Annotated in this window: 22 protein-coding genes and 1 riboswitch; of the genes, 9 read left to right on the top strand and 13 right to left on the bottom strand. The window is 75.6% G+C overall.

What is annotated here, in order from left to right:
- Positions 1–24: 24 nt before the first annotated feature.
- Positions 25–423, bottom strand: a complete 399-nt coding sequence (locus BM165_RS13760) for a VOC family protein (RefSeq protein ID WP_075014241.1) — start codon at positions 421–423, stop codon at positions 25–27.
- Positions 424–546: 123 nt separating this feature from the next.
- On the opposite strand from BM165_RS13760, the gene BM165_RS24310 reads away from it, so the two are divergent.
- From BM165_RS24310 to BM165_RS13720, 8 genes are all read left to right on the top strand, one after another.
- Positions 547–915, top strand: coding sequence for a hypothetical protein (locus BM165_RS24310; protein ID WP_075014090.1), 369 nt, complete (start codon positions 547–549; stop codon positions 913–915).
- 29 nt (positions 916–944) lie between these two features.
- Entirely contained in the window at positions 945–1,724 is a 780-nt protein-coding gene (locus BM165_RS24305; RefSeq protein WP_244274222.1) for a thioesterase family protein, read from the top strand.
- Between the two features lie 85 nt (positions 1,725–1,809).
- Complete coding sequence (locus tag BM165_RS13745; protein WP_075014089.1) at positions 1,810–2,700, top strand: mechanosensitive ion channel family protein; 891 nt, start codon at positions 1,810–1,812, stop codon at positions 2,698–2,700.
- Positions 2,697–3,200 carry an Rv3103c transmembrane domain-containing protein gene (locus BM165_RS13740; protein ID WP_075014088.1) on the top strand — a complete coding sequence of 168 codons (504 nt, stop codon included), beginning with the start codon at positions 2,697–2,699 and terminating at the stop codon, positions 3,198–3,200. Before BM165_RS13745 ends, BM165_RS13740 begins: the two co-directional genes overlap by 4 nt.
- Before the next feature lie 22 nt (positions 3,201–3,222).
- Positions 3,223–4,266: a nitronate monooxygenase gene (locus BM165_RS13735; protein WP_075014087.1), complete on the top strand. Its 1,044-nt coding sequence runs from the start codon at positions 3,223–3,225 to the stop codon at positions 4,264–4,266.
- 22 nt (positions 4,267–4,288) lie between these two features.
- Positions 4,289–4,406: riboswitch (SAM riboswitch) on the top strand.
- Positions 4,407–4,449: 43 nt separating this feature from the next.
- The gene (locus BM165_RS13730) at positions 4,450–5,742 is read left to right on the top strand and encodes a bifunctional o-acetylhomoserine/o-acetylserine sulfhydrylase (RefSeq protein WP_075014086.1); all 1,293 of its coding nucleotides are present in this window, start codon (positions 4,450–4,452) and stop codon (positions 5,740–5,742) included.
- Position 5,743: 1 nt separating this feature from the next.
- Positions 5,744–6,865: a homoserine O-acetyltransferase MetX gene (gene metX / locus BM165_RS13725; protein ID WP_075014085.1), complete on the top strand. Its 1,122-nt coding sequence runs from the start codon at positions 5,744–5,746 to the stop codon at positions 6,863–6,865.
- A 156-nt stretch (positions 6,866–7,021) separates the two neighbouring features.
- Positions 7,022–8,101, top strand: coding sequence for a threonine aldolase family protein (locus BM165_RS13720; RefSeq protein ID WP_075014084.1), 1,080 nt, complete (start codon positions 7,022–7,024; stop codon positions 8,099–8,101).
- Positions 8,102–8,150: 49 nt separating this feature from the next.
- Here the strand turns inward: BM165_RS13720 and BM165_RS13715 are convergent, their stop codons facing one another.
- The 4 genes from BM165_RS13715 to BM165_RS13700 are packed head-to-tail and all read right to left on the bottom strand — an operon-like array spanning position 8,151 to position 9,693.
- Positions 8,151–8,729, bottom strand: a complete 579-nt coding sequence (locus tag BM165_RS13715) for a gamma carbonic anhydrase family protein (protein ID WP_075014239.1) — start codon at positions 8,727–8,729, stop codon at positions 8,151–8,153.
- A gap of 34 nt (positions 8,730–8,763) precedes the next feature.
- Complete coding sequence (locus BM165_RS13710) at positions 8,764–9,066, bottom strand: hypothetical protein (RefSeq protein ID WP_075014083.1); 303 nt, start codon at positions 9,064–9,066, stop codon at positions 8,764–8,766.
- A 15-nt stretch (positions 9,067–9,081) separates the two neighbouring features.
- Positions 9,082–9,279 (bottom strand): helix-turn-helix transcriptional regulator, encoded by a 198-nt coding sequence (locus BM165_RS13705; protein WP_075014082.1) that lies wholly within the window; start codon positions 9,277–9,279, stop codon positions 9,082–9,084.
- A gap of 6 nt (positions 9,280–9,285) precedes the next feature.
- Positions 9,286–9,693, bottom strand: coding sequence for a hypothetical protein (locus BM165_RS13700; protein ID WP_075014081.1), 408 nt, complete (start codon positions 9,691–9,693; stop codon positions 9,286–9,288).
- A gap of 111 nt (positions 9,694–9,804) precedes the next feature.
- On the opposite strand from BM165_RS13700, the gene BM165_RS13695 reads away from it, so the two are divergent.
- Positions 9,805–10,383 (top strand): YdeI/OmpD-associated family protein, encoded by a 579-nt coding sequence (locus tag BM165_RS13695; protein ID WP_075014080.1) that lies wholly within the window; start codon positions 9,805–9,807, stop codon positions 10,381–10,383.
- Between the two features lie 61 nt (positions 10,384–10,444).
- Here the strand turns inward: BM165_RS13695 and BM165_RS13690 are convergent, their stop codons facing one another.
- The 8 genes from BM165_RS13690 to BM165_RS13655 form a co-directional block, all read right to left on the bottom strand.
- Positions 10,445–11,926, bottom strand: coding sequence for an APC family permease (locus BM165_RS13690; protein WP_075014238.1), 1,482 nt, complete (start codon positions 11,924–11,926; stop codon positions 10,445–10,447).
- A gap of 159 nt (positions 11,927–12,085) precedes the next feature.
- Positions 12,086–13,102, bottom strand: coding sequence for a C40 family peptidase (locus tag BM165_RS13685; protein WP_075014079.1), 1,017 nt, complete (start codon positions 13,100–13,102; stop codon positions 12,086–12,088).
- 172 nt (positions 13,103–13,274) lie between these two features.
- Complete coding sequence (locus BM165_RS13680; RefSeq protein WP_244274221.1) at positions 13,275–13,730, bottom strand: hypothetical protein; 456 nt, start codon at positions 13,728–13,730, stop codon at positions 13,275–13,277.
- Between the two features lie 117 nt (positions 13,731–13,847).
- Positions 13,848–14,147: a hypothetical protein gene (locus BM165_RS13675; protein ID WP_075014077.1), complete on the bottom strand. Its 300-nt coding sequence runs from the start codon at positions 14,145–14,147 to the stop codon at positions 13,848–13,850.
- A 152-nt stretch (positions 14,148–14,299) separates the two neighbouring features.
- Complete coding sequence (gene npdG / locus BM165_RS13670; RefSeq protein WP_075014076.1) at positions 14,300–14,983, bottom strand: NADPH-dependent F420 reductase; 684 nt, start codon at positions 14,981–14,983, stop codon at positions 14,300–14,302.
- Positions 14,984–15,060: 77 nt separating this feature from the next.
- Positions 15,061–16,143 (bottom strand): LLM class F420-dependent oxidoreductase, encoded by a 1,083-nt coding sequence (locus tag BM165_RS13665; protein ID WP_244274220.1) that lies wholly within the window; start codon positions 16,141–16,143, stop codon positions 15,061–15,063.
- 236 nt (positions 16,144–16,379) lie between these two features.
- Positions 16,380–17,768, bottom strand: a complete 1,389-nt coding sequence (locus BM165_RS13660; protein WP_075014075.1) for a metallopeptidase TldD-related protein — start codon at positions 17,766–17,768, stop codon at positions 16,380–16,382.
- Positions 17,765–19,276 carry a TldD/PmbA family protein gene (locus BM165_RS13655; RefSeq protein WP_143108157.1) on the bottom strand — a complete coding sequence of 504 codons (1,512 nt, stop codon included), beginning with the start codon at positions 19,274–19,276 and terminating at the stop codon, positions 17,765–17,767. The genes BM165_RS13660 and BM165_RS13655 overlap by 4 nt, the downstream gene beginning before the upstream one ends.
- Positions 19,277–19,310 lie beyond the last annotated feature (34 nt).

The raw sequence follows: 19,310 nt of genomic DNA, 5'->3' as shown, positions 1-19,310 counted from the left end.
ACGACCCCTACAGGGCGCGGGGCGTCACTGCGCCTGGGCCGGGTCCATCCACATCGGCTCCCAGACGTGGCCGTCGGGGTCGGTGAAGCTCGAGCCGTACATGGACCCGTGGTCCTGCGCCGGCATCCAGGTGCCGCCGCCGGCGCCGAGCGCCTTCTCCACCATCGCGTCGACCTCCTCCCGGCCCTCGCAGGACAGGGCGTGCATCGCCGCCGTCGCCTGCCGCGGGTCGCCGACCCGGCGGCCCTCGGGGAGGAAGGAGGCGAAGCGCTCGCGGCTGAGCAGCTGCAGGAAGATGGTGTCGCTCACGACCACCGACACCGAGGAGTCGTCGCTGAACTGCTCGTTCACCGAGAAGCCCAGGGCGGTGTAGAACGCGCGGCTGGCCGCCACGTCGGAGACCGGCAGGTTCACGAAGATCATGCGCACGGGGAGCTCGCTCTCGTCGGGGGCCCGCCACCGGGCCCGTCGGCATGGGAGACGCCACGGTGCCGGAGAACTCATCGGTGCGCGTGGCACACAGGGAGGTCGGGCACCCTCGACGCCGTGACCGAACCCCGTCCGCCGTGGTCCCGCCGTCGTCGCCGGCTGCTGGCCGGGCTCGCCTTCGGTGCGGCGGCCGGCGGCCTCGGTGCGGTCGCGCTGCCCGCCGAGGCCGGGGTGACGGCGGCCTACCTGGGGGCGCTGTGCGCGTTCCTGCTGGTCGCCGCCGCCGTCGTGTTCGTGGCGATCCCCGGGCCGGACACGCTGGGCGAGCTGGTGCGGACCACGCCGCTGGCCGGCGCGGTGTGCGTGGTCGCCGTCCTGATCGCGCTGTCGACCGAGGGCCAGTCGCTGCGCTGGCTGTGGTGGCTGGCCGCGGCCGCCGGAGCGGTGTGGGTGGCCGCGGCGGTCTGGCTGACCCGCCGCGGCTGACCGGTACCTCCCCGGCGAGACTGCCGGACGTGCTGCCGCCCGCCTTCTACCTCCCCGACGGTGACCGGTTCCTCGCCAGCGCGCTGACCATCGGGCCGTGGGACCCGGGCCAGCAGCACGCCGGTCCGCCCGCCGCGCTGCTGGCGCGCGAGGTCGAGCGGACCGGCACGGTCCCCGACGGGCAGACCGTGCGGCTGGCCGTCGACGTCCTCGGCCCGGTGCCGGTCGGCCCGGTGCGCGTGACCGGGCGGGTGCTGCGCCCGGGCCGCCGCGTCGAGCTGGTCGAGGCGACGATGGAGGCCGGCGGGCGGGTCGCGATGCGGGCGACGGCCTGGCGGGTGCGCACCCGCGACTCCGCAGCGACCGCGAGCCCCGCCCCCGGCCTGCCGGCCGGCCCGGAGGACGGCCGCCCGGCGGCCTTCTCCGTCTTCTCCGAGGAGGTCGCCTACCACCGGTCGCTGGAGTGGCGGGAGGCCGCCGGCTCGATCGCGGCACCGGGGCCGGCCGCCGTCTGGACCCGCCCGCTGTGCGCGCTGGTGGCCGGCGAGCCGATGACGCCGCTGCAGCACCTGCTGGTCATGACCGACGCGGCCAGCGGCGTGTCCGCCGAGCTGGACTGGGGGCAGGCGACCTTCGCCAACGTCGACCTCGTCGTCGCGCTGTTCCGGCAGCCGGCCGGGGAGTGGCTGGCGATGGACGCCGTCACCACGGTCGGACCGGCCGGCGTCGGGCAGTGCGCCGCCGACCTGTACGACGTCCGCGGCCGGGTCGGCCGGTCGGTCGCCTCGCTGTTCGTCGAGCCGCGCTGAGCCCGCGGGGCCACGCTGGGCGTCCTGCCAGGCGGAGCGGGTTGGATGGGGGCACGCGACGAGGACGGGGAGGACCTGACACGCCATGGGCCCGCTGACCGACCTGCTCGACTGGCTCGCCGGCCGCGGCCTGGAGATCGTCCTGATCATCCTGGCCTCGGTGCTGGTCGCCCGCTTCATCACCTGGGTGGCCCTGCGGATCACCGACCGCATCGACGCCCGCTCCACCGGCGGCGACGTCCTGGTGCGCTCCGAGGCCGCCAAGCACCGGCACTCCCTGACCCAGGTGATCCGGTGGGCGCTGATCGTGCTGGTCTACACCGTGGCGGTGTTCTACGTGCTCGACCGCCTCGGCGTCCCGGTCACCGGGCTGGTCGCCCCGGCCACCGTGCTCGGCGTCGGGCTCGGTTTCGGTGCGCAGCGCATCGTCGGCGACGTCCTCGCCGGGTTCTTCCTGATCACCGAGCGGCAGTACGGGTTCGGCGACGTCGTCTCGATCGCCGTCGTGGGCGGCGGCGACCCGGCCGAGGGGACGGTGGAGGACGTCACGCTGCGGATCACCCGGCTGCGCTCGGCCGACGGCGAGGTGGTCACCGTGCCGAACGGGCAGATCGTCAAGGTGGTCAACCTCTCCCGCGACTGGGCGCGCGCCGTCGTCGACGTGCCGGTCCCGACGTCGCTCGACGTCACGCGGGTCAACGGGATCCTGCGCGACGTCGGCCGGGAGGCCTTCGCCGACCCGGACCTGCGCCGGCTGCTGCTCGACGAGCCCAGCATCATGGGCGTGGAGAGCATCGACCTCGACCAGGTCAACGTGCGGGTGGTGGCCCGGACGCTGCCCGGCCGGCAGTTCGAGGTCGGCCGCGACCTGCGGGAGCGCATCGTGCTGGCCTTCGCCCGCGCCGGGATGACCCTGTCACCGGCACCCGAGCCGGCCTCCGCGCCCGGACGCCCCGGACAGGCGGCCCAGCAGTGACCGTCCCCGGCGCACCCCGCCCCGACTCCGGCCGCCGCGACCCGGGCCGCCCCGCCGACGGCTCCGGCGACCCCGCCACCCGCGGGCGCTTCGGGCTGTCCGAGGCGCTGCCGCAGAGCACCGGCCACGTCGGCCGGGCGCGCACGTCCACGCTGGTGCTGGTCACCCTCTTCCTCGGCCTGGGGCTGCTCTACCTCTACGTCCGGCCCGAGGCCGACGGGGTCGCCCCGGCCGGCACCACCACCGTCACCACGCCCGCGCCCGCGCCGGTGACCACCGCGCCGCCGGCTCCCGACCCGCCGGAGGAGACCACCCCGCAGGAGACCGTCCCGACGACGACGGAGCCGCCTGCCGAGACGCCGGCCACCGGGACGGCACCGGCGACCACCGGCACACCGGAGGAGACGGCGCCCGGGCCGACACCGACCGAGGACACCGGGCCGACCACCGGGGACCCGCCCGCCGACGAGCCGACAACGGGCGCCACCCCCACCGGGTGACGCCGGGCGCAGGATGACCGGCATGGTCCTGCAGCTGCGCCGCCCGGTGGTCCAGGCCCCGATGGCCGGCGGCCCGTCCACGCCCGCCCTGGCCGCCGCGGTGTCGGAGGCCGGCGGTCTCGGGTCCCTGGCCGCCGGGTACCGGACGCCGGACGCGGTGCGCGAGGAGGTGCGCGCCGTCCGGGCGCTCACCGGCGAGCGGTTCGCCGTCAACGTCTTCGTCCCCGGCCCGCCCGCGGACGCGGCGGCGCTCGCCCGCTACGCCGAGGAGCTCCGGCCCGAGGCCGCGCGCCGGGGCGTCGCGCTGGGCGAGCCCCGGCGGGACGACGACGCCTGGGAGGCCAAGGTGGCCCTGCTCGCCGAGGAGCGGGTGCCGGTGGTCTCGTTCACCTTCGGCCTGCCCCGCCCGGACATGGTGGCCGCGCTCCACGACGCCGGGTCGACCGTGCTGGTCACCGTCACCACGCCGGAGGAGGCGGTCGCCGCCCGCGGCACCGGGGCCGACGCGCTCGTCGTCCAGGGCGTCGAGGCCGGCGGGCACCGCGGCGGTCTCGCCGACCGCGACGGCGAGGGCGAGGTCGGGCTGCTCGCCCTGCTCCGCCTGGTCGCCCGCGCCGTGGACCTGCCGCTCGTGGCCTCCGGCGGGATCGCCGACGGCGCCGCGGTGGCCGCGGTGCTCGTCGCCGGCGCCGAGGCCGCCCAGCTCGGCACCGCGTTCCTGCGCTGCCCCGAGGCCGGCACCGGCGCCGCCCACCGCGCGGCGCTCGGCACGTCCGGGCCGACCGCCCTCACCCGCGCCTTCAGCGGCCGCCGCGCCCGCGGGCTGGTCAACCGGTTCCTCACCGAGCACCCGGGCGCCCCGGCGGCCTACCCGGAGGTCCACCACCTGACCTCGCCGCTGCGCGCCGCGGCCCGGGAGGCCGGCGACGACGGCGGCTACAACATGTGGGCCGGGCAGGCCCACCCCCTCGCCGAGGCGGTCCCCGCCGCCGACCTGGTGCGACGCCTCGACGACGACGCCCGGGCGGCGCTCGCGCGCGTGCACCCCCGGACCGACCGGGCCTGAGACCGCGCTAGGGTCGGCGCAGGCTCACGAGAGGCAGCGACAAGCACCTGGCTTGCTGCCCGGCAACCTCTTCCTCCGTCTGAGGTGCTCCCAGGGGAAGAGCCGGCCGTGCGGCGCCCGCCGCGCGGCAAGGACGGAGCACCTGTGCGCCGCAGGTCCTCCGGTACGAGAGGAGACGGCGCCGTGACCGACCCCCAGAGCTGGAGCTTCGAGACCCGGCAGATCCACGCCGGGACGAGCCCCGACCCCACGACCGGCGCCCGCGCGCTGCCGATCTACGCCACCACCGCCTACCAGTTCCGCGACAGCCAGCACGCCGCGGACCTCTTCTCGCTGGCCGAGATGGGCAACATCTACACGCGGATCATGAACCCGACGCAGGACGCGCTGGAGCAGCGCGTGGCCTCGCTGGAGGGCGGCGTGGCGGCGCTCGCGGTGGCCAGCGGGCAGTCGGCGACGACGCTGGCGATCCTGAACGTCGCCGAGGCCGGTGACCACGTCGTCGCCTCCGCCTCGCTGTACGGCGGCACGTACAACCTGCTGCACCACTCGCTGCCGAAGCTCGGCGTCACGGTGTCCTTCGTCGAGGACCCGGACGACCCGGAGAACTGGCAGTCCCTGGTCCAGGAGAACACCCGGGCGTTCTACGCGGAGACGATCGGCAACCCGAAGGGCGACCTCCTCGACATCGAGGCCGTCGCCGGCGTCGCCCACCGCAACGGCGTCCCGCTGATCGCCGACAACACCATCGCCACGCCGTACCTCATCCGACCCCTGGAGTCCGGCGCCGACGTCGTCGTCCACTCCGCCACCAAGTACCTGGGCGGGCACGGCACGGTCATCGCCGGCGTCATCGTCGACGGCGGCGCGTTCGACTGGACCGGCGGCCGGCACCCGATGTTCACGACGCCCGACCCGACCTACCACGGGGTCGTCTACGCCGACCTGGGCGCACCGGCCTTCGCGCTGAAGGCCCGCGTGCAGCTGCTGCGGGACCTGGGACCCGCGATCTCGCCGTTCAACGCCTTCCTCGTCATCCAGGGCATCGAGACGCTGTCGCTGCGCATGGAGCGGCACGTGCAGAACGCCCTGCGGGTGGCCGAGTTCCTCGAGGCGCACGACGAGGTGGAGCGGGTCAACTACCCCGGACTGCCCTCCTCCCCGTGGCACGCGGCCCAGCAGAGGTACGCGCCCAGGGGTGCCGGCGCGGTGCTGACGTTCGAGCTGCACGGCGGCCGCGAGGCCGGCCAGCGGTTCGTGGAGGCCCTCGAGCTGCACAGCCACGTGGCCAACATCGGCGACGTGCGCAGCCTCGTCATCCACCCCGCGTCCACGACGCACTCGCAGCTGACCGCCGAGGAGCAGCTCACCACCGGTGTCACGCCGGGCCTGGTGCGCCTGGCCGTGGGCCTGGAGGGCATCGAGGACATCCTGGCCGACCTCGAGGCGGGGTTCCGGGCCGCCAAGGAGGCCTGACATGACGGGGGTGCGGGACCTGCCCCGGTCCCGCACCCCGCCGCGCACGGGCGGGTGGCGCGACGGCGACCCCGCCGGGGACCGGCTGTTCCTGGACCTGGACGGACCGGTCCGCCTCGAGCGCGGCGGGGTGCTGCCGGGCGTCCGGGTCGCCTACGAGACGTGGGGGACGCTCGCGCCCGACGGCGGCAACGCGGTGCTGGTCGAGCACGCCCTCACCGGCGACAGCCACGTCACCGGCCCCGCGGGCCCGGGGCACGCGACGCCGGGCTGGTGGGCACCGCTGGTGGGCCCGGGCGCGGCGCTGGACACCGACCGGTTCTTCGTCGTCTGCGCGAACGTCCTCGGCGGGTGCCAGGGCACCACCGGGCCGTCGTCGACGGCGCCCGACGGTCACCCGTGGGGCTCGCGCTTCCCCGAGGTGACCGTCAACGACCAGGTGCTGGTCGAGGCCGCGCTGGCCGACGCGCTCGGCGTCCGCCGGTGGGCCGCCGTCGTCGGCGGGTCGATGGGCGGCATGCGGGCGCTGGAGTGGGCGGTCGCGCTGCCGGACCGGGTCGCCGGGCTGTTCTTCCTGGCCTCCGGCGCCGCGGTCACCGCCGACCAGCTCGGCACCCAGACCACCCAGCAGGCCGCGATCCGCGCCGACCCCGCCTGGGCCGGCGGCGACCACCTGCCCGGGCCCGGCCCGGTCGCGGGGCTCGGCGTCGCCCGGCGGATCGCGCACCTCACCTACCGCAGCGCGCTGGAGCTCGAGGAGCGGTTCGGCACGACGGTGCAGGACGACGGCCGGTTCGCCGTCGCCTCCTACCTCGAGCACCACGCCGACAAGCTGGCGCTGCGGTTCGACGCCGGCAGCTACGTGGTGCTCACCGAGGCGATGAACACCTGGGACGTCGGCCGCGGCCGCGGCGGGGTGGAGGCGGCGCTGGCCCGGGTGACCGCACGCGCCGTCGTCGCCGGGGTCGACAGCGACCGGCTCTACCCGCCGGCGCTGCAGCAGCGGGTGGCCGACGGCCTCGGCGTGCCGCTGCGCGTGCTGTCCTCGCCGTACGGTCACGACGGCTTCCTCATCGAAGCCGACGCCGTCGGCGCGCTGGTGCGGGAGCTGCTGGGCACCTGAGCCGTCCCTTCCCGCCCTCTTCCCGTCGAGATCACGTGATCTGGGCGGGCAGGAGCGGCCCGACGTGTCGAGATCGCGTGATCTCGGCGGGCAGGAGCGGCCGACGTGCCGAGATCGCGTGATCTCGACCGGGAGGGGCCCGGCAGACTGGCGCACGTGAGCGACCCCGACCTCGAGGCACTGCGGTCGTCCTGCGACCGCGCCCTGTCCGCACACGGCCCCGTGCGTGCCGCCGACCTGCTCGCCACCGTCCCGCCCGACACGGCGGTCGACCGGTACGGCGCCGGCGGCGTCGTCGCCGAGCTGGAGGCCGAGGTCGTCGCGCTGCTGGACAAGCCGGCGGCGGTGTACCTGCCCAGCGGCACGATGGCCCAGCAGTCGGCCCTGCGGGTGCACGCCGGGCGCACGCTGCGGCGCACCGTCGTCGCCCACCCCGACTGCCACCTGTTCCGGCACGAGGGCGGGGCGCTGGAGCGGCTGCACGGCCTGGTGCCCCGTCCGGTCGGCGACCGCAACCGGATGCTGGTGCGCGCCGACCTCGACGCCGTCGCCGAGTCGCCGGCCGCGCTGGTGGTGGAGCTGCCGCAGCGCGACCTCGGCGGGCAGCTCCCGCCGTGGGACGACGTCGTCGAGCAGACGGCGTGGGCACACGACGTGCACTCGGTGGCCCACCTCGACGGCGCCCGGCTGTGGGAGGCCGCGGCCGGGTACGACATGACGCCGGCCGAGGTCGCCGCGCCGTTCGACACCGTCTACGTCAGCTTCTACAAGGGCATCGGCGCGCTGGCCGGGTGCTGCCTGGCCGGACCGGCCGACGCCGTCGCCGAGGTGCGCGAGTGGCGTCACCGGCTCGGCGGCACGCTCTTCGGCCTGTGGCCGGGCGCGGCGTCGGCGCTGACCTGCCTGCGCCGCCGGCTGCCGCTGATGCCGGCCTACCTGGAGCGGGCCCGCGACCTCGCCGGCCTCCTGCGCGACGTCCCGGGCGTGCGCGTGGTCCCCGACCCGCCGCAGACGCCGATGCTGCACCTGCTCCTCGAGACGACGCCGGAGGCGTTCCGCGCCGCCGCGCGCTCCTGCGCCGAGGAGGGGCTGTGGACCTGGGCCGACGCGATGCCCACCGGCGACCCGGCGGTGCAGCGGGTGGAGCTCGCCGTGGGCGACGCCACGATGGCGCTGTCCCCGGAGGAGGTCCGCGCGGTGGTCGCCCGCTTCGTGGGCGCCTCACCGGCGAGGTGAGGGAACGGCCACCGTCCAGGAGCCCGTGAGGGGAAGGGTGGTCCTCCGCCTAGTCGGCCGCGTCGCCGGGGACGTGGCCGGACGAGGGCAGCGGGCGGCGCACCACCGGCCGCACCCGCCGCGCCGCGGGCAGCCGCTCGGTGTAGCTCAGCGCGTTGAGCCGGATGTGGGTCAGGTCGTCCTCGGTCGCCTGCCGGATCACCTTCGCCGGGACGCCGGCCACCAGCGAGCCGGGCGGCACCTCGGTCCCCTGGGTGACGACGGCGCCCGCGGCCACGATCGAGCCCGAGCCGATGTGCGCCCCGTTCATGACCACGCTGCCCATGCCGACCAGGACGTCGTCGTCGACGCGGGCGCCGTGCAGCACCACCCGGTGCCCGACGGTGACGCCGCGGCCGATCACCAGGGGGAAGCCGGGATCGGAGTGCAGGGTCGACCCGTCCTGTACGTTCGAGCCCTCACCGATCTCGATCGCCTCGGCGTCGGCGCGGGCGACCGCCCCGTACCAGATGCTCGAGCGCGGGCCCATGGTGACCGCGCCGACGACGACCGCCGTCGGCGCGACGAACGCCTCGTCGTCGATGGCCGGCGCGCCGAACGGCAGTTCCGCGATGTAGTTGTCCGCCACGACCCACACCCCAGCACATCCGGAGCCGGAAGGCTCAGTGCGCCGGCACGCTCCACCGGGCGAGGAACTCCTCCGGCGCCACGGCGCCGAGCTCGTCCCGGACCGCGGTGAGCATGTGCGCGGGGACGCCGGGCTCGTCGGCGGGGATGCGGACGACCACCTCCCCGTCGTCGCGCCGGCGCACCACGACGTCGTACACGGTCGGCCCGGGCAGCAGCCCCCACGCCAGCTCGGCGACGAACGCGCCGGCCACGCGGATCCCGTGCCGCAGCCGGCCTCCCGGTCGCGGCTCCAGCGCGGCGGCGAACACAGCGGCGGCCTGCAGGTCGTCGTCCATGGCAGGAGTCTCCCGTCACCCCCCGTCGGGGGAGAAGACGTCCTCGATCCGGCAGTCGAACAGCCCGGCGATGCGGAAGGCCAGCGGCAGGCTGGGGTCGAAGCGACCCTTCTCGATCGAGATCACCGTCTGCCGGGACACGCCGAGCTCCTCGGCGAGCCGCCCCTGCGACCAGCCCCGCGCCTGCCGCCGCTCGGAGAGGTCGTTGCGCACCCCCGCTCAGGCCTCGCGCCGGTGCAGCACCGCCAGCCGGACGGTGACGTCGGCGAGGCCGAGGACGACCAGCCCGGTCAGCACGGTGACGGCGTCGAGCCGCAGGTCGGTGACCGCCAGGGCCGTCAGCACCAGGCCCGCCACGACCAGCAGGTCGAGGAAGGCGCTCGCCGCGCTGCGCTGCCACCACAGCTGCTCGACCGTCTCCTCCGGCCGGGCGACCGCGTCGGGGCCGGTGGTGCCGGCGACGAACAGCAGCCAGCCCAGCCCGCACGCCGGGCCGAGCGTGCAGGCCGCGAAGACCCCGGCGCGCAGCCAGAACTGGCCGGGCTCCCCGAGGACCCCGGCGAGCAGTCCGAGCGCCGCCGCGGTGAGCAGGCCGGTGACCCCGGCGGCGACGGAGCGCAGGACCACGGCCGACCCCTGACTGACAAGTGTGTTTGACACCGCGCCAGTGCAGCAGCCGGGCCTGCGGGTGTCAAGGACGCTTGACCCCGGACGGCGATCCGGCCAGGATCGGCGCCCGTGACGCTCCCGACCGACCTGCCGGTGCTGGCCTTCCCCGACCAGGCCGCCTTCGAGGGGTGGCTGGAGGCCGAGCACGCCACCGCTCCCGGCTGCTACGTGAAGCTGGCGAAGAAGGGCGCCGGGGTGCCCTCGCTGACCCGCGACGAGATGGTGGAGTCGGTGCTGTGCTTCGGCTGGATCGACGGCCGCGCCAACAGCGTCGACGAGCACTGGTACCTGACCCGGATCACGCCCCGGCGGCCGCGCAGCGTCTGGTCGCAGAAGAACGTCGGCATCGTGGCGCAGCTGGTCGCGGCCGGACGGATGCGCCCGGCGGGCCTGGCCCAGGTCGAGGCGGCGCAGGCCGACGGCCGGTGGGACCGCGCCTACGCCGGTCCGGCCACCATGACCGTCCCGGACGACCTCGACGCCGCCCTGGACGCCACCCCGGCCGCCCGGGAGGCCTTCACCGCGCTGGACGCCCAGAACCGCTACGCCGTCCTCTGGCGGGTGCACACCGCGGCCACCCCGGCCACCCGTGCCAAGCGGATCGCCGCCCTGGTGCAGATGCTCGCCGAGGGCCGCACCCCCCACTGAGTGGACGGCCCTCCCGCAGGGGCCCGTCGCGACCGCTGCGGGAGGGCCGGGCATCGGAGCCCTAGGCCAGCGGGTCCCAGTTCTCGAGGGCGACGCCGGGGCGCTCCTGCCAGAACCGGGAGTCGTGCCGCCGCCAGGCCAGCATCAGGACCGCACCGGTCAGCATGATCCCCACGCCGATGACCAGCGGCGGGCCCAGGCCGAACCAGGCCTGGCCGGTGTAGCTGTTGTCGGGGTCGGCGAGGTCGCGCACGGAGAGCACCAGCAGCCAGGCCAGCAGCCCGGCGCCCACGAGCGGGCCGACCCCCAGCAGCACCGCGTCACGCGCGCTGCGCACCAGCCGCCGGCGGAAGTACCAGGCGCAGGCGACGCCGGTGAGCGCGTAGTACAGCGCGATGAGCAGCGACAGCGCGGTGATCGAGTCGAACAGCGCGTTCTCGCTGACCAGGTGCACACCCACGTACCAGGCGATCGCCACGCCGGCGACCCACCAGGTGGACACGTCCGGGGTGCGGAACCGCTCCGACACCGAGGCGAACCGCGCCGGCAGCGCCGCCCGCCGCGCCATGGACAGGCCCGTGCGCGACGCCGGGATGATCGTCGTCTGCGTAGAGGCGATGGCCGAGGTGGCCACGGCGGCCAGCACCACCCAGTCCCAGCCGCCCAGGGCCGCGGTGGACAGCAGCGCGAAGACCGCCTCCTCCTCGTCGGCGTTGCCCGCCAGCCACGCCGTCCCGGCGAAGGAGACGACGGCCACGGCCACGCCCACGTACGTGAGCAGCAGGACCACCGTGGACCAGACCCCGGCCCGGCCGGGGGCGGTGCGGGAGTCGGTGGTCTCCTCGGTGAGGTTGACCGCCGACTCCCAGCCCCAGTAGGCGAAGACGCCGAGCAGCAGCCCGCCGGTCAGCGCGGCACCGCCGGCGCCGAAGGGGTCCAGCCACTCCCAGGACGGCGTCAGCCCGCCGAAGGGCGAGTCGCCCCGCACCCCGCGGACGACGGCGACCACCGCGAAGACCAGCAGCGCCGCCGTCTGGGCGAGGATCAGCCCCTTCTGCAGCCGCGAGGACAACTCGGTGCCCAGCACGCAGATCGCCGACATGACCAGCACCAGCAGCATGCTCAGGGCGACGACGGCGGGCGTGGAGTCGGCGATCGCGTCGAGACCGAGCACCAGCAGGGTGAACCGGACCCCCACCTCGGCCAGCGACCCCACCACCAGGACGCCGGTCATGGTGATCGCCCAGCCGCCGATCCACCCGGCGGTCGGGCCGAAGGCACGGGTCACCCAGGAGAACGTCGTCCCGCAGTCGGGGTCGGCCCGGTTGAGTGCGGCGAACGCGCCGGCGATGAGCAGCATCGGCACGAACGAGGCCAGCATGACGCCGGGCGCGTGCACGCCGACGAGCGCGACGACGGGCCCGATGACGGCGGCCAGCGAGTACGCCGGCGACGTCGCGGCCAGGCCGATGACGAGCGAGTCGAGGAAACCGATGGCCCCGGGCCGCAGCGTGGGCTCCGGTCGCGGTAGTGCCCGGGTCACGGTCGGCAACGGTACGTCCCGGAGCCGCTGGAGGCGCGGCAGATCCCGCGCCGGCGCACCACGACCTCCCCGCAGGGACCCGCGGTGAGGTGCCGGAACGGCCGCCCTGCAGGGGCCGCTCCGAGCGGAGCGAGGCGTGAGAGGCAGGGAGGCCCTCCCTCAGGCGACGCGGACGGCGCCCCGGTACCCGGCCTGGTCGACGCTGGTCACGGCGACCGGCTGGCCGAACGTGCGGGCGTGCACCATCTTCCCGTCGCCGACGTAGATGCCGACGTGGCTGACCGGCGAGTAGAAGTACACGAGGTCGCCGGGCATGAGCTCCGATCGCGACACCGGCGTCCCGAGCGTCGACTGCGCGCGGCTCGAGTGCGGCAGCGAGATGCCGGCGGCGGCGTAGGCGTACTGGGTCAGCCCCGAGCAGTCGAAGCCGTCCGGGCCGGAGGAGCCCCACACGTAGGGGTCGCCGATCTGGGCCAGCGCGGTCTGCACCGCGGTGGCGGCCGCAGGGCCGGGGGCGGCGGCCGCGGCGGCGGCCGCCGCGGGCGCGGCCAGGACCGGGCCGGCCAGCGTGGTGGTGACCCGGGCCTGCTCGGCCGCGGTCAGCCGTGCGAAGTCGGCCTCGTACCGGTCGACCTGCGCCTGCACCTGCGCCTGCTGCTCCTGCAGCGTGGTCAGCGCCGCGGTGGCCTCGGCGGCGGCGGTGTCGGCCGCCGTCCGGGCCGCGTCGGCCTCGGCCTGGGCGGCGGCCACCTCGGTCAGGACGCCGTCGGTGTGCTCGGCGAGGAGGTCGATCATGGTCATCTGCGCGACCAGGTCGTCGGCGGAGTCGCTGCCGAGGAACGCGGCGACGCGCGACCGGGTGGTCCCGGTGTAGCCGCTCTGCGCGATCGCCCGGATGGCCGGCTCGTACCGCGCGAGGCCGGCCTCGGCGAGGTCGGCGGCCCGGTCGGCCTCCGCGGCGGCCTGCTGCTGGGCGGCCACCGTGAGCTCGGCCTGGTGGACCTGCTCGTCGAGTGCGGTCAGCTGCTGGCCGGCCTCGGTGACGAGCCGCTGGGCCTCGTCGGCGGTCGACGGTGCGGCGGCCGCCGAGGACGGGGCGAGCACGACGGCCACCAGGCCGGCCGCGGCGACGACCACACCCGTCCAGCGGCGTCCCGTGGTCCGGTTGCGCTGCACGATCGGCCTCCCCCTGCCGCCCTCCGGGCGACGTCCCTGCACTGGTCGACACGGACCGTAGGGAGGTCATGAGCGGAGCGTGCGCAGGGCGCGCGGTGATCAGCAGCGGGCCGGACCCCGTCCGTCCCGGTCGTCACACCCGCCCCGGGCGCCCCGGGGAGGACGCGTCCCGTCAGGGGCGGATGCTGCGGCGGCGGTCGGGCGCCAGCGGCACGAGCGCGTCGGAGACGGCGCCCGTGACGAAGGAGTACAGGGCCTTGCCGGCGACGTCGACGACCCGGTCCTGGCGGGACCAGGTCCACGGCGGGTCACCGACGCCCGTGGCGTTCTCGAGGGTCTGGTCGGTGGCCAGCCGGACGGAGGTGTGCCAGGCCGACGCGCGCCAGCCGCGCAGCCCGCTGGCCGACCAGACGCCGCGCAGCGCCCCGACGGCCGCGCCGGTGCCCCAGTGCATGAGGTGGTTGCGCACGAACGGACGCTCGGACCCCGGCGGGCGGCGGCGCGTCACCAGCGCCGTCAGCGTGCGCCCGGGCACGTAGGAGTCCGGCCGCCCGGTCACCTGCTGCTCGACCTTCTCGGCCAGGGTCATGGCCGCGGTGCCGGCCAGTCCGGCCAGGGCACCGCGCATCGCCGCTCGTCCCAACATGCGCAGCCCGTACCCCGGCTCCCGCGCGCGAAAGGCGGGTCGAGGTGATCTGCCGGAACGGCCCTCCTGCGGGGTCCCGGGGGGCAGGAGGTCCCTCCCTCAGCCGGCCAGGGGCTCCTGCGCGTCGAGGCTGGTGACGCGCTGCAGGTCGCGCACGATGGCGGACAGCTCGTCGGCGGTCCACGGCTCGCAGCAGCCGCAACCGTCCTGGAAGCTGCGCAGGCCCAGCGTGCCGCCGGCCTGGTCCTCGTCGATGGACAGGCGCCCGGCCACCGGCGAGCGGTGACAGGGACACCCGGAGGCGCACAGACCGATCCCCCACCCGGAGACGACCACCGTGCGGCCGTCGTCCCAGATCTGGCCCACCTGGAACACGGAGGGCTTCTGGATGCGGGTCATGGAGCGCTCCCCTCGACGGCCCCGGCGTCCGGGGGCCTGATGCGGTTGCGCGAGAAACTAGTCCGCGATCGGTGTTTGGGGGGGATTGCCGTGCGGTACCCACACCTGTTTCGACGCTGCCGTCACAACCGCCCCACCGGTGGGACCGCGCGTCACACGTCGGTGACCCTCAACCCGGCGTGCGCCTTGTACCGGCGGTTGACGCTGATCAGGTTGGCGGTGAGCGCCTCGACCTGCCGGGCGTTGCGCAGCCGGCCCGCGTAGATGCCCCGCATCCCCGGCACGAGCCCGGCCAGTGCCTGCACCAGGTCGGTGGCCTCGCGGTCCTCGCCGAGCACCATGACGTCGGTGCCGACGTCGGTGACCCCGGGGTCCTCCAGGAGGACGGCGCTGACGTGGTGGAACGCGGCGACGACGCGGCTGTCGGGGAGCAGGGCCGCGGCCTGCTGGGCGGCCGACCCCTCCTCGACGTCGAGCGCGAAGGCGCCCTGCTTGTCGAAGCCGAGCGGGTTGACGCAGTCGACGACGACCTTGCCCGCGAGCTCCTCGCGCAGGCCGGCCAGCAGCTCGCCGTGCCCGTCCCAGGGCACCGCCACGACGACGACGTCGCCGGCCCGCGCCGCGTCCCGGTTGTCCGCGCCCGTGACGTCCCCGCCAGTGGCGGCGGCGAGGTCGGTGGCGGTGGCGGTGGCGCGCCCGGCGTCGCGGCTGCCGAGGACCACCCGCACGCCGGCAGCGGCGAACCGCCGGGCCAGGCCGCGCCCCTGCGGGCCGGTGCCGCCCAGCACCGCCACGGTCAGGCCCTCGGGCACGCCGGCCCCGCTCGCCTCGGTCACTGGACGCCTCCTCGCCGCGCTCCCCGGTGGAACGCCCGGAGGCGGACGCTAGCCGACGGCCCGGGAAGCCCCGCCGGTCACAGGTCCTGCGCCAGCTCCCGCAGCTGCTCGACGGTGCGCAGCCGGCCGGCCCGGTCGGCCTGGGGCAGGCCCGCGACGAGGGTGGTCACGCCGGCATCGCGCAGTGCGGCCAGCCGCTCGGCCACCCAGCTCCGGGGGCCGACCAGCGACGTGGCGGCCACCAGGTCCGCCGGGACCGCCGCGGCGGCCTCCTCCCGGCGGCCGGAGAGGTAGAGGTCCTGCACGGTGGCGGCGGCATCGGCGTAGCCGTAGCGGACGGCGAGCTCGTTGTAGAAGTTGCGGCCGCGGGCGCCCATGCCGCCGACGTAGAGGGCGAGGTCGTCGCGGGACCGCTCGCGCAGCTCGTCGAGGCCCTCGCCGATGGCGCAGGGGACGCCGACGCGGACGTCGAGCGGGCCGAGGGCGGGGTCCCGCTTCGCGGCACCGGCCGCGAGCGACGCGCCCCAGACCTCGGCCGCGCGCTCGGGGGTGAAGAGCGTGGGCTCCCAGCCCTCGGCGATCTCGGCGGTCAGCTCGACGTTCTTCGGCCCGATCGCGGCGATGGTGATCGGGATGCGCTCGCGGACCGGGGTGGTGATCAGCTTCAGCGGCTTGCCGAGGCCGGTGCCCTGGTCCGGCGGCAGCGGGATCGTGTACCGCTCGCCGTCGTACACGACCCGCTCGCGGCGCCAGACCATCCGGCAGATCTCGACGATCTCGCGCTGCCGGGCCAGCGGCGCGTCGTAGCGCACGCCGTGGAAGCCCTCGACCACCTGCGGGCCGCTGGCGCCGAGGCCGAGGGTGAACCGCCCGCCGGAGACCATGTCCAGACCGGCCGCCGTCATCGCGGTGAGGGTGGGTGTGCGGGTGAAGGCCTGCAGGATGCCGCTGGTCAGCTCCAGCCGCTCGGTGACCGCGGCCAGGTACCCGAGCTGGCTGACGGCGTCGAAGCTGTAGGCCTCGGCGACCGAGACCAGCTGCAGCCCGGCCCGCTCCAGTTCCCCGATCTCCTCGGCGACCTGCGCGAAGCCGCCGTCGTACCGGACCCGCATGCCGACGCGCACGGCCACCTCCCGCTCGACCCGGGTGATCGCCGTCACCCTACGGCCGCATGGGACACCTCCTCGGGTGTCGTGCCGCCTGCCGGGGTGCTGCAGGACCCCTGGAGACCGGAGGACACCCCGGGAGCCGGCCGCCCGGGCCGGTCGGACACCCGCCGGTGGGCCCCGAGTCAGGGGAGCAGGCGTGGACGACACCACTGCTGCGGGGTCGCTGACGCTCCTGCGGTGCCGCACGGGCGCAGGAACGCCCGGGACACCGCAGGAGCAGGCCTCACTCAGCTGGCCGGGGACACCGAGCTCATGTTGAAGTCCGGCACGCGCACCGGCGGCATCGCGGCGCGGGTGAACCAGTCGTTCCACTCCCGCGGCAGCGTCCGCTCGGTGCGGCCCACCTCCGTGATCCGCGCCAGCAGGTCCACCGGCGACTCGTTCCACCGGAAGTTGTTCACCGCGCCGGTCACCTCACCGCCCTCGACGAGGAAGACGCCGTCGCGGGTGAGGCCGGTGAGCAGCAGCGTCTGCGGGTCCACCTCGCGGATGTACCAGAGCGTGGTGAGCAGCAGCCCGCGGTCGGTGGCGGCGACCATCCCGTCCTGGGTGGCCGTGGCGTCGGGTGCCTCCAGGACCAGGTTGTCGACGGCGGCCACGGCCGGCGCGGTGGTCTTCAGCGCCCACGCCCGCGGCCGCACCAGGTTGGTCAGCACGCCGTCGCGGATCCAGTCGACGGCCGGGGTGGCCATGCCGTTGTCGAACACGCTGGCCGACCCCGACGAAGCGCCGACCACCTGGAACGGGGCGGCCTCCAGCCCGGGGGCGTGCGGGTCGCTGCGCAGCGTCAGCGGCAGCTGGGCCAGCCGGTCGCCGATGCGGTTGCCGCCGCCCTTGCGCGCGAAGACGTTGCGGCCCTCGTCGGCGTCGCGGGCCTCCATCGTCCAGTAGGCGTAGAGCATCAGGTCGCTCACCGCCGACGGCGGCAGCACCGTCTCGTAGCGGCCGGCCGGCAGGTCGACGCGACGCTGCGCCCAGCCGAGCTTGCGCTCGACGTCGGTGGTGAGGTCGGGCACCGAGACGTCGCGGAAGTCGCGGGTGCCCACGCCGGCCCACACCGACCGGGTGTAGTCGGTGCTCTTGCCGTTGAGCTCCACCCGGCCGGAGGGCTGGTCGTGGCGCAGCCGCAGGCCGGTGGAGGTGCCGAGGTAGGTCGTCGTCATGGAGTGCTCGGCGTAGCCGAACAGCAGGTCCCCGCGGTCGCGGGCGGCACCGAAGGCCTCCCCGAGCGCCGGCGCGAACTCCGTGAACACCTCGATCGAGGTCTCCGCCGGCTCGGCGTCCCACTCCCCCGCCCCCGGCGGCGTCTCGGCCAGCAGCGGGACGGCGTCCTCGGCCGGGCCGGCGTCGCGCGCGGCCTGCTCGCTGGCGGCGACCAGCTCGGCGACGTCGGGGGTGCCGGTGCGCGACACCGTGCCCGCGGCCATCCCGGCACCGCCGTCGACGAACGAGACGACGACGACCTGCCGCGAGCGCATGGCGCCGTTCGTGGTCAGGCTGTTCGACGCCCACCGCAGGTTCGCCTCGGTGCTCTCCACGACGTGGACGACGCAGCCGTCGGCGGTGGAGGCGGCCAGCGTCTTCTCGACCAGCTGCTGTGCGGTCAGTGAGCTCATCGCCCGCCCTCCTGGACCGTGTTGAGGATGGTGACGCCCTCGAAGAGCGCCGCCGGGCAGCCGTGGCTCACCGGCGCGACCTGCCCGGGCTGGGCCTTGCCGCAGTTGAACGCCCCTCCGAGGCGGTAGGTCGAGGGGCCGCCGACGGCGCGCATCGAGCCCCAGAAGTCCGTCGTCGTGGCCTGGTAGGCGACGTCGCGGAGCTGGCCGGCCAGCCGGCCGCCCTCGATGCGGTAGAAGCGCTGGCCGGTGAACTGGAAGTTGTACCGCTGCATGTCGATCGACCAGCTCTTGTCGCCGACGACGTAGATGCCGCGCTCGACCCCGCCGACCAGGCCCTCGAGGTCGGGGCCGTCGGCGTGCGGCTGCAGCGAGACGTTGGCCATCCGCTGCACCGGGACGTGGCTCGGCGAGTCGGCGAAGGAGCAGCCGTTGGAGCGCTCCATCCCGCCGAGCCGGGCGGTGTTGCGGTCGACCTGGTAGCCCACCAGCACGCCGTCGCGGACGATGTCCCAGCGCTGTGTCTCGACGCCCTCGTCGTCCCAGCCGACGGTCGACAGCGCGTGCTCGGCGGTGCGGTCGCCGGTGACGTGCATCAGGTCGGAGCCGTAGCGCAGGGTGCCCAGCCCGTCGGGGGTGGCGAAGGAGGTGCCGGCGTAGGCGGCCTCGTAGCCCAGCGCCCGGTCGAGCTCGGTGGCGTGCCCGATCGACTCGTGGATGGTCAACCACAGGTTCGACGGGTCGACGACGAGGTCGTACCGGCCGGGCTCGACCGACGGCGCCTTCGTCTTCTCCCGCAGCAGCTCGGGCAGCTGCGCCAACTCGGCGTCCCAGTCGAAGTGCCCGCCGGTCACGTACTCCCAGCCCCGGCCGACCGGGGCGGCGAGGGTGCGCATGCTCTCGAACGCGCCGGTGGCACGGTCGACGGTCAGCGCGGTGAACTCCGGCGAGATGCGCACCCGCTGCTGCCGCGTCCGTGTGCCGGCGGTGTCGGCGTAGTACTTCTGCTCCTTGACGTGCATGCAGCCCGACTGCACGTGCTCGACGCCGTCGGCGGCCAGCAGCCGCTCCGACCACTCGGTGAGCAGCGCCGTCTTCTCCGCGTCGGGCACCTCGAAGGGGTCGACGTCGTAGGCCGACACCCAGGTGCCCTCGTGTGGGGGCTCGGGGGCCAGCTCCACCCGGTCGGTGGCGAGGGCCGCCGACACCCGTGCGACGGCGACCGCCTGCTCGGCCAGCCGCACCGCCTCGGCCGCGGTGAGGACGACGCCGGCGGCGAAGCCCCAGGTGCCCTCGTGGACGACGCGGACGGCCAGCCCGAGGTCCTCGCCGGTGGCCAGCGCCTCGAGCCGGGCGTCGCGCAGGCTGATCGACTGGGTGCGGATGCGCTCCACGCGCAGGTCGGCGTGCTCGCACCCGAGGTCGACCGCGCGGGTCAGCGCGGCCTCGGTCAGGGCGGACAGGGGCAGGGCGAGGAAGGACTCGTCGACGTCCCGGGGCTGCACCACCGCCTCTGTCTACCAGTCCGCCCCGCCGCCCCTC

The organism is Geodermatophilus obscurus, from assembly GCF_900115395.1.
GTDB classification, from domain to species: domain Bacteria; phylum Actinomycetota; class Actinomycetes; order Mycobacteriales; family Geodermatophilaceae; genus Geodermatophilus; species Geodermatophilus obscurus_B.
This window is presented reverse-complemented; position numbering and strand designations above follow the sequence as displayed.

Bases quoted from the DNA above. Each gene is read 5' to 3' on its own strand.
- BM165_RS13760 (WP_075014241.1), bottom strand. From the start codon at position 423: ATGATCTTCGTGAACCTGCCGGTCTCCGACGTGGCGGCCAGCCGCGCG.
- BM165_RS13675 (WP_075014077.1), bottom strand. From the start codon at position 14,147: ATGACCCGCATCCAGAAGCCCTCCGTGTTCCAGGTGGGCCAGATCTGG.
- BM165_RS13745 (WP_075014089.1), top strand. From the start codon at position 1,810: ATGGGCCCGCTGACCGACCTGCTCGACTGGCTCGCCGGCCGCGGCCTG.
- BM165_RS13680 (WP_244274221.1), bottom strand. From the start codon at position 13,730: ATGCGCGGTGCCCTGGCCGGACTGGCCGGCACCGCGGCCATGACCCTG.
- metX (WP_075014085.1), top strand. From the start codon at position 5,744: ATGACGGGGGTGCGGGACCTGCCCCGGTCCCGCACCCCGCCGCGCACG.
- BM165_RS13660 (WP_075014075.1), bottom strand. From the start codon at position 17,768: ATGAGCTCACTGACCGCACAGCAGCTGGTCGAGAAGACGCTGGCCGCC.
- BM165_RS13735 (WP_075014087.1), top strand. From the start codon at position 3,223: ATGGTCCTGCAGCTGCGCCGCCCGGTGGTCCAGGCCCCGATGGCCGGC.
- BM165_RS13710 (WP_075014083.1), bottom strand. From the start codon at position 9,066: ATGGACGACGACCTGCAGGCCGCCGCTGTGTTCGCCGCCGCGCTGGAG.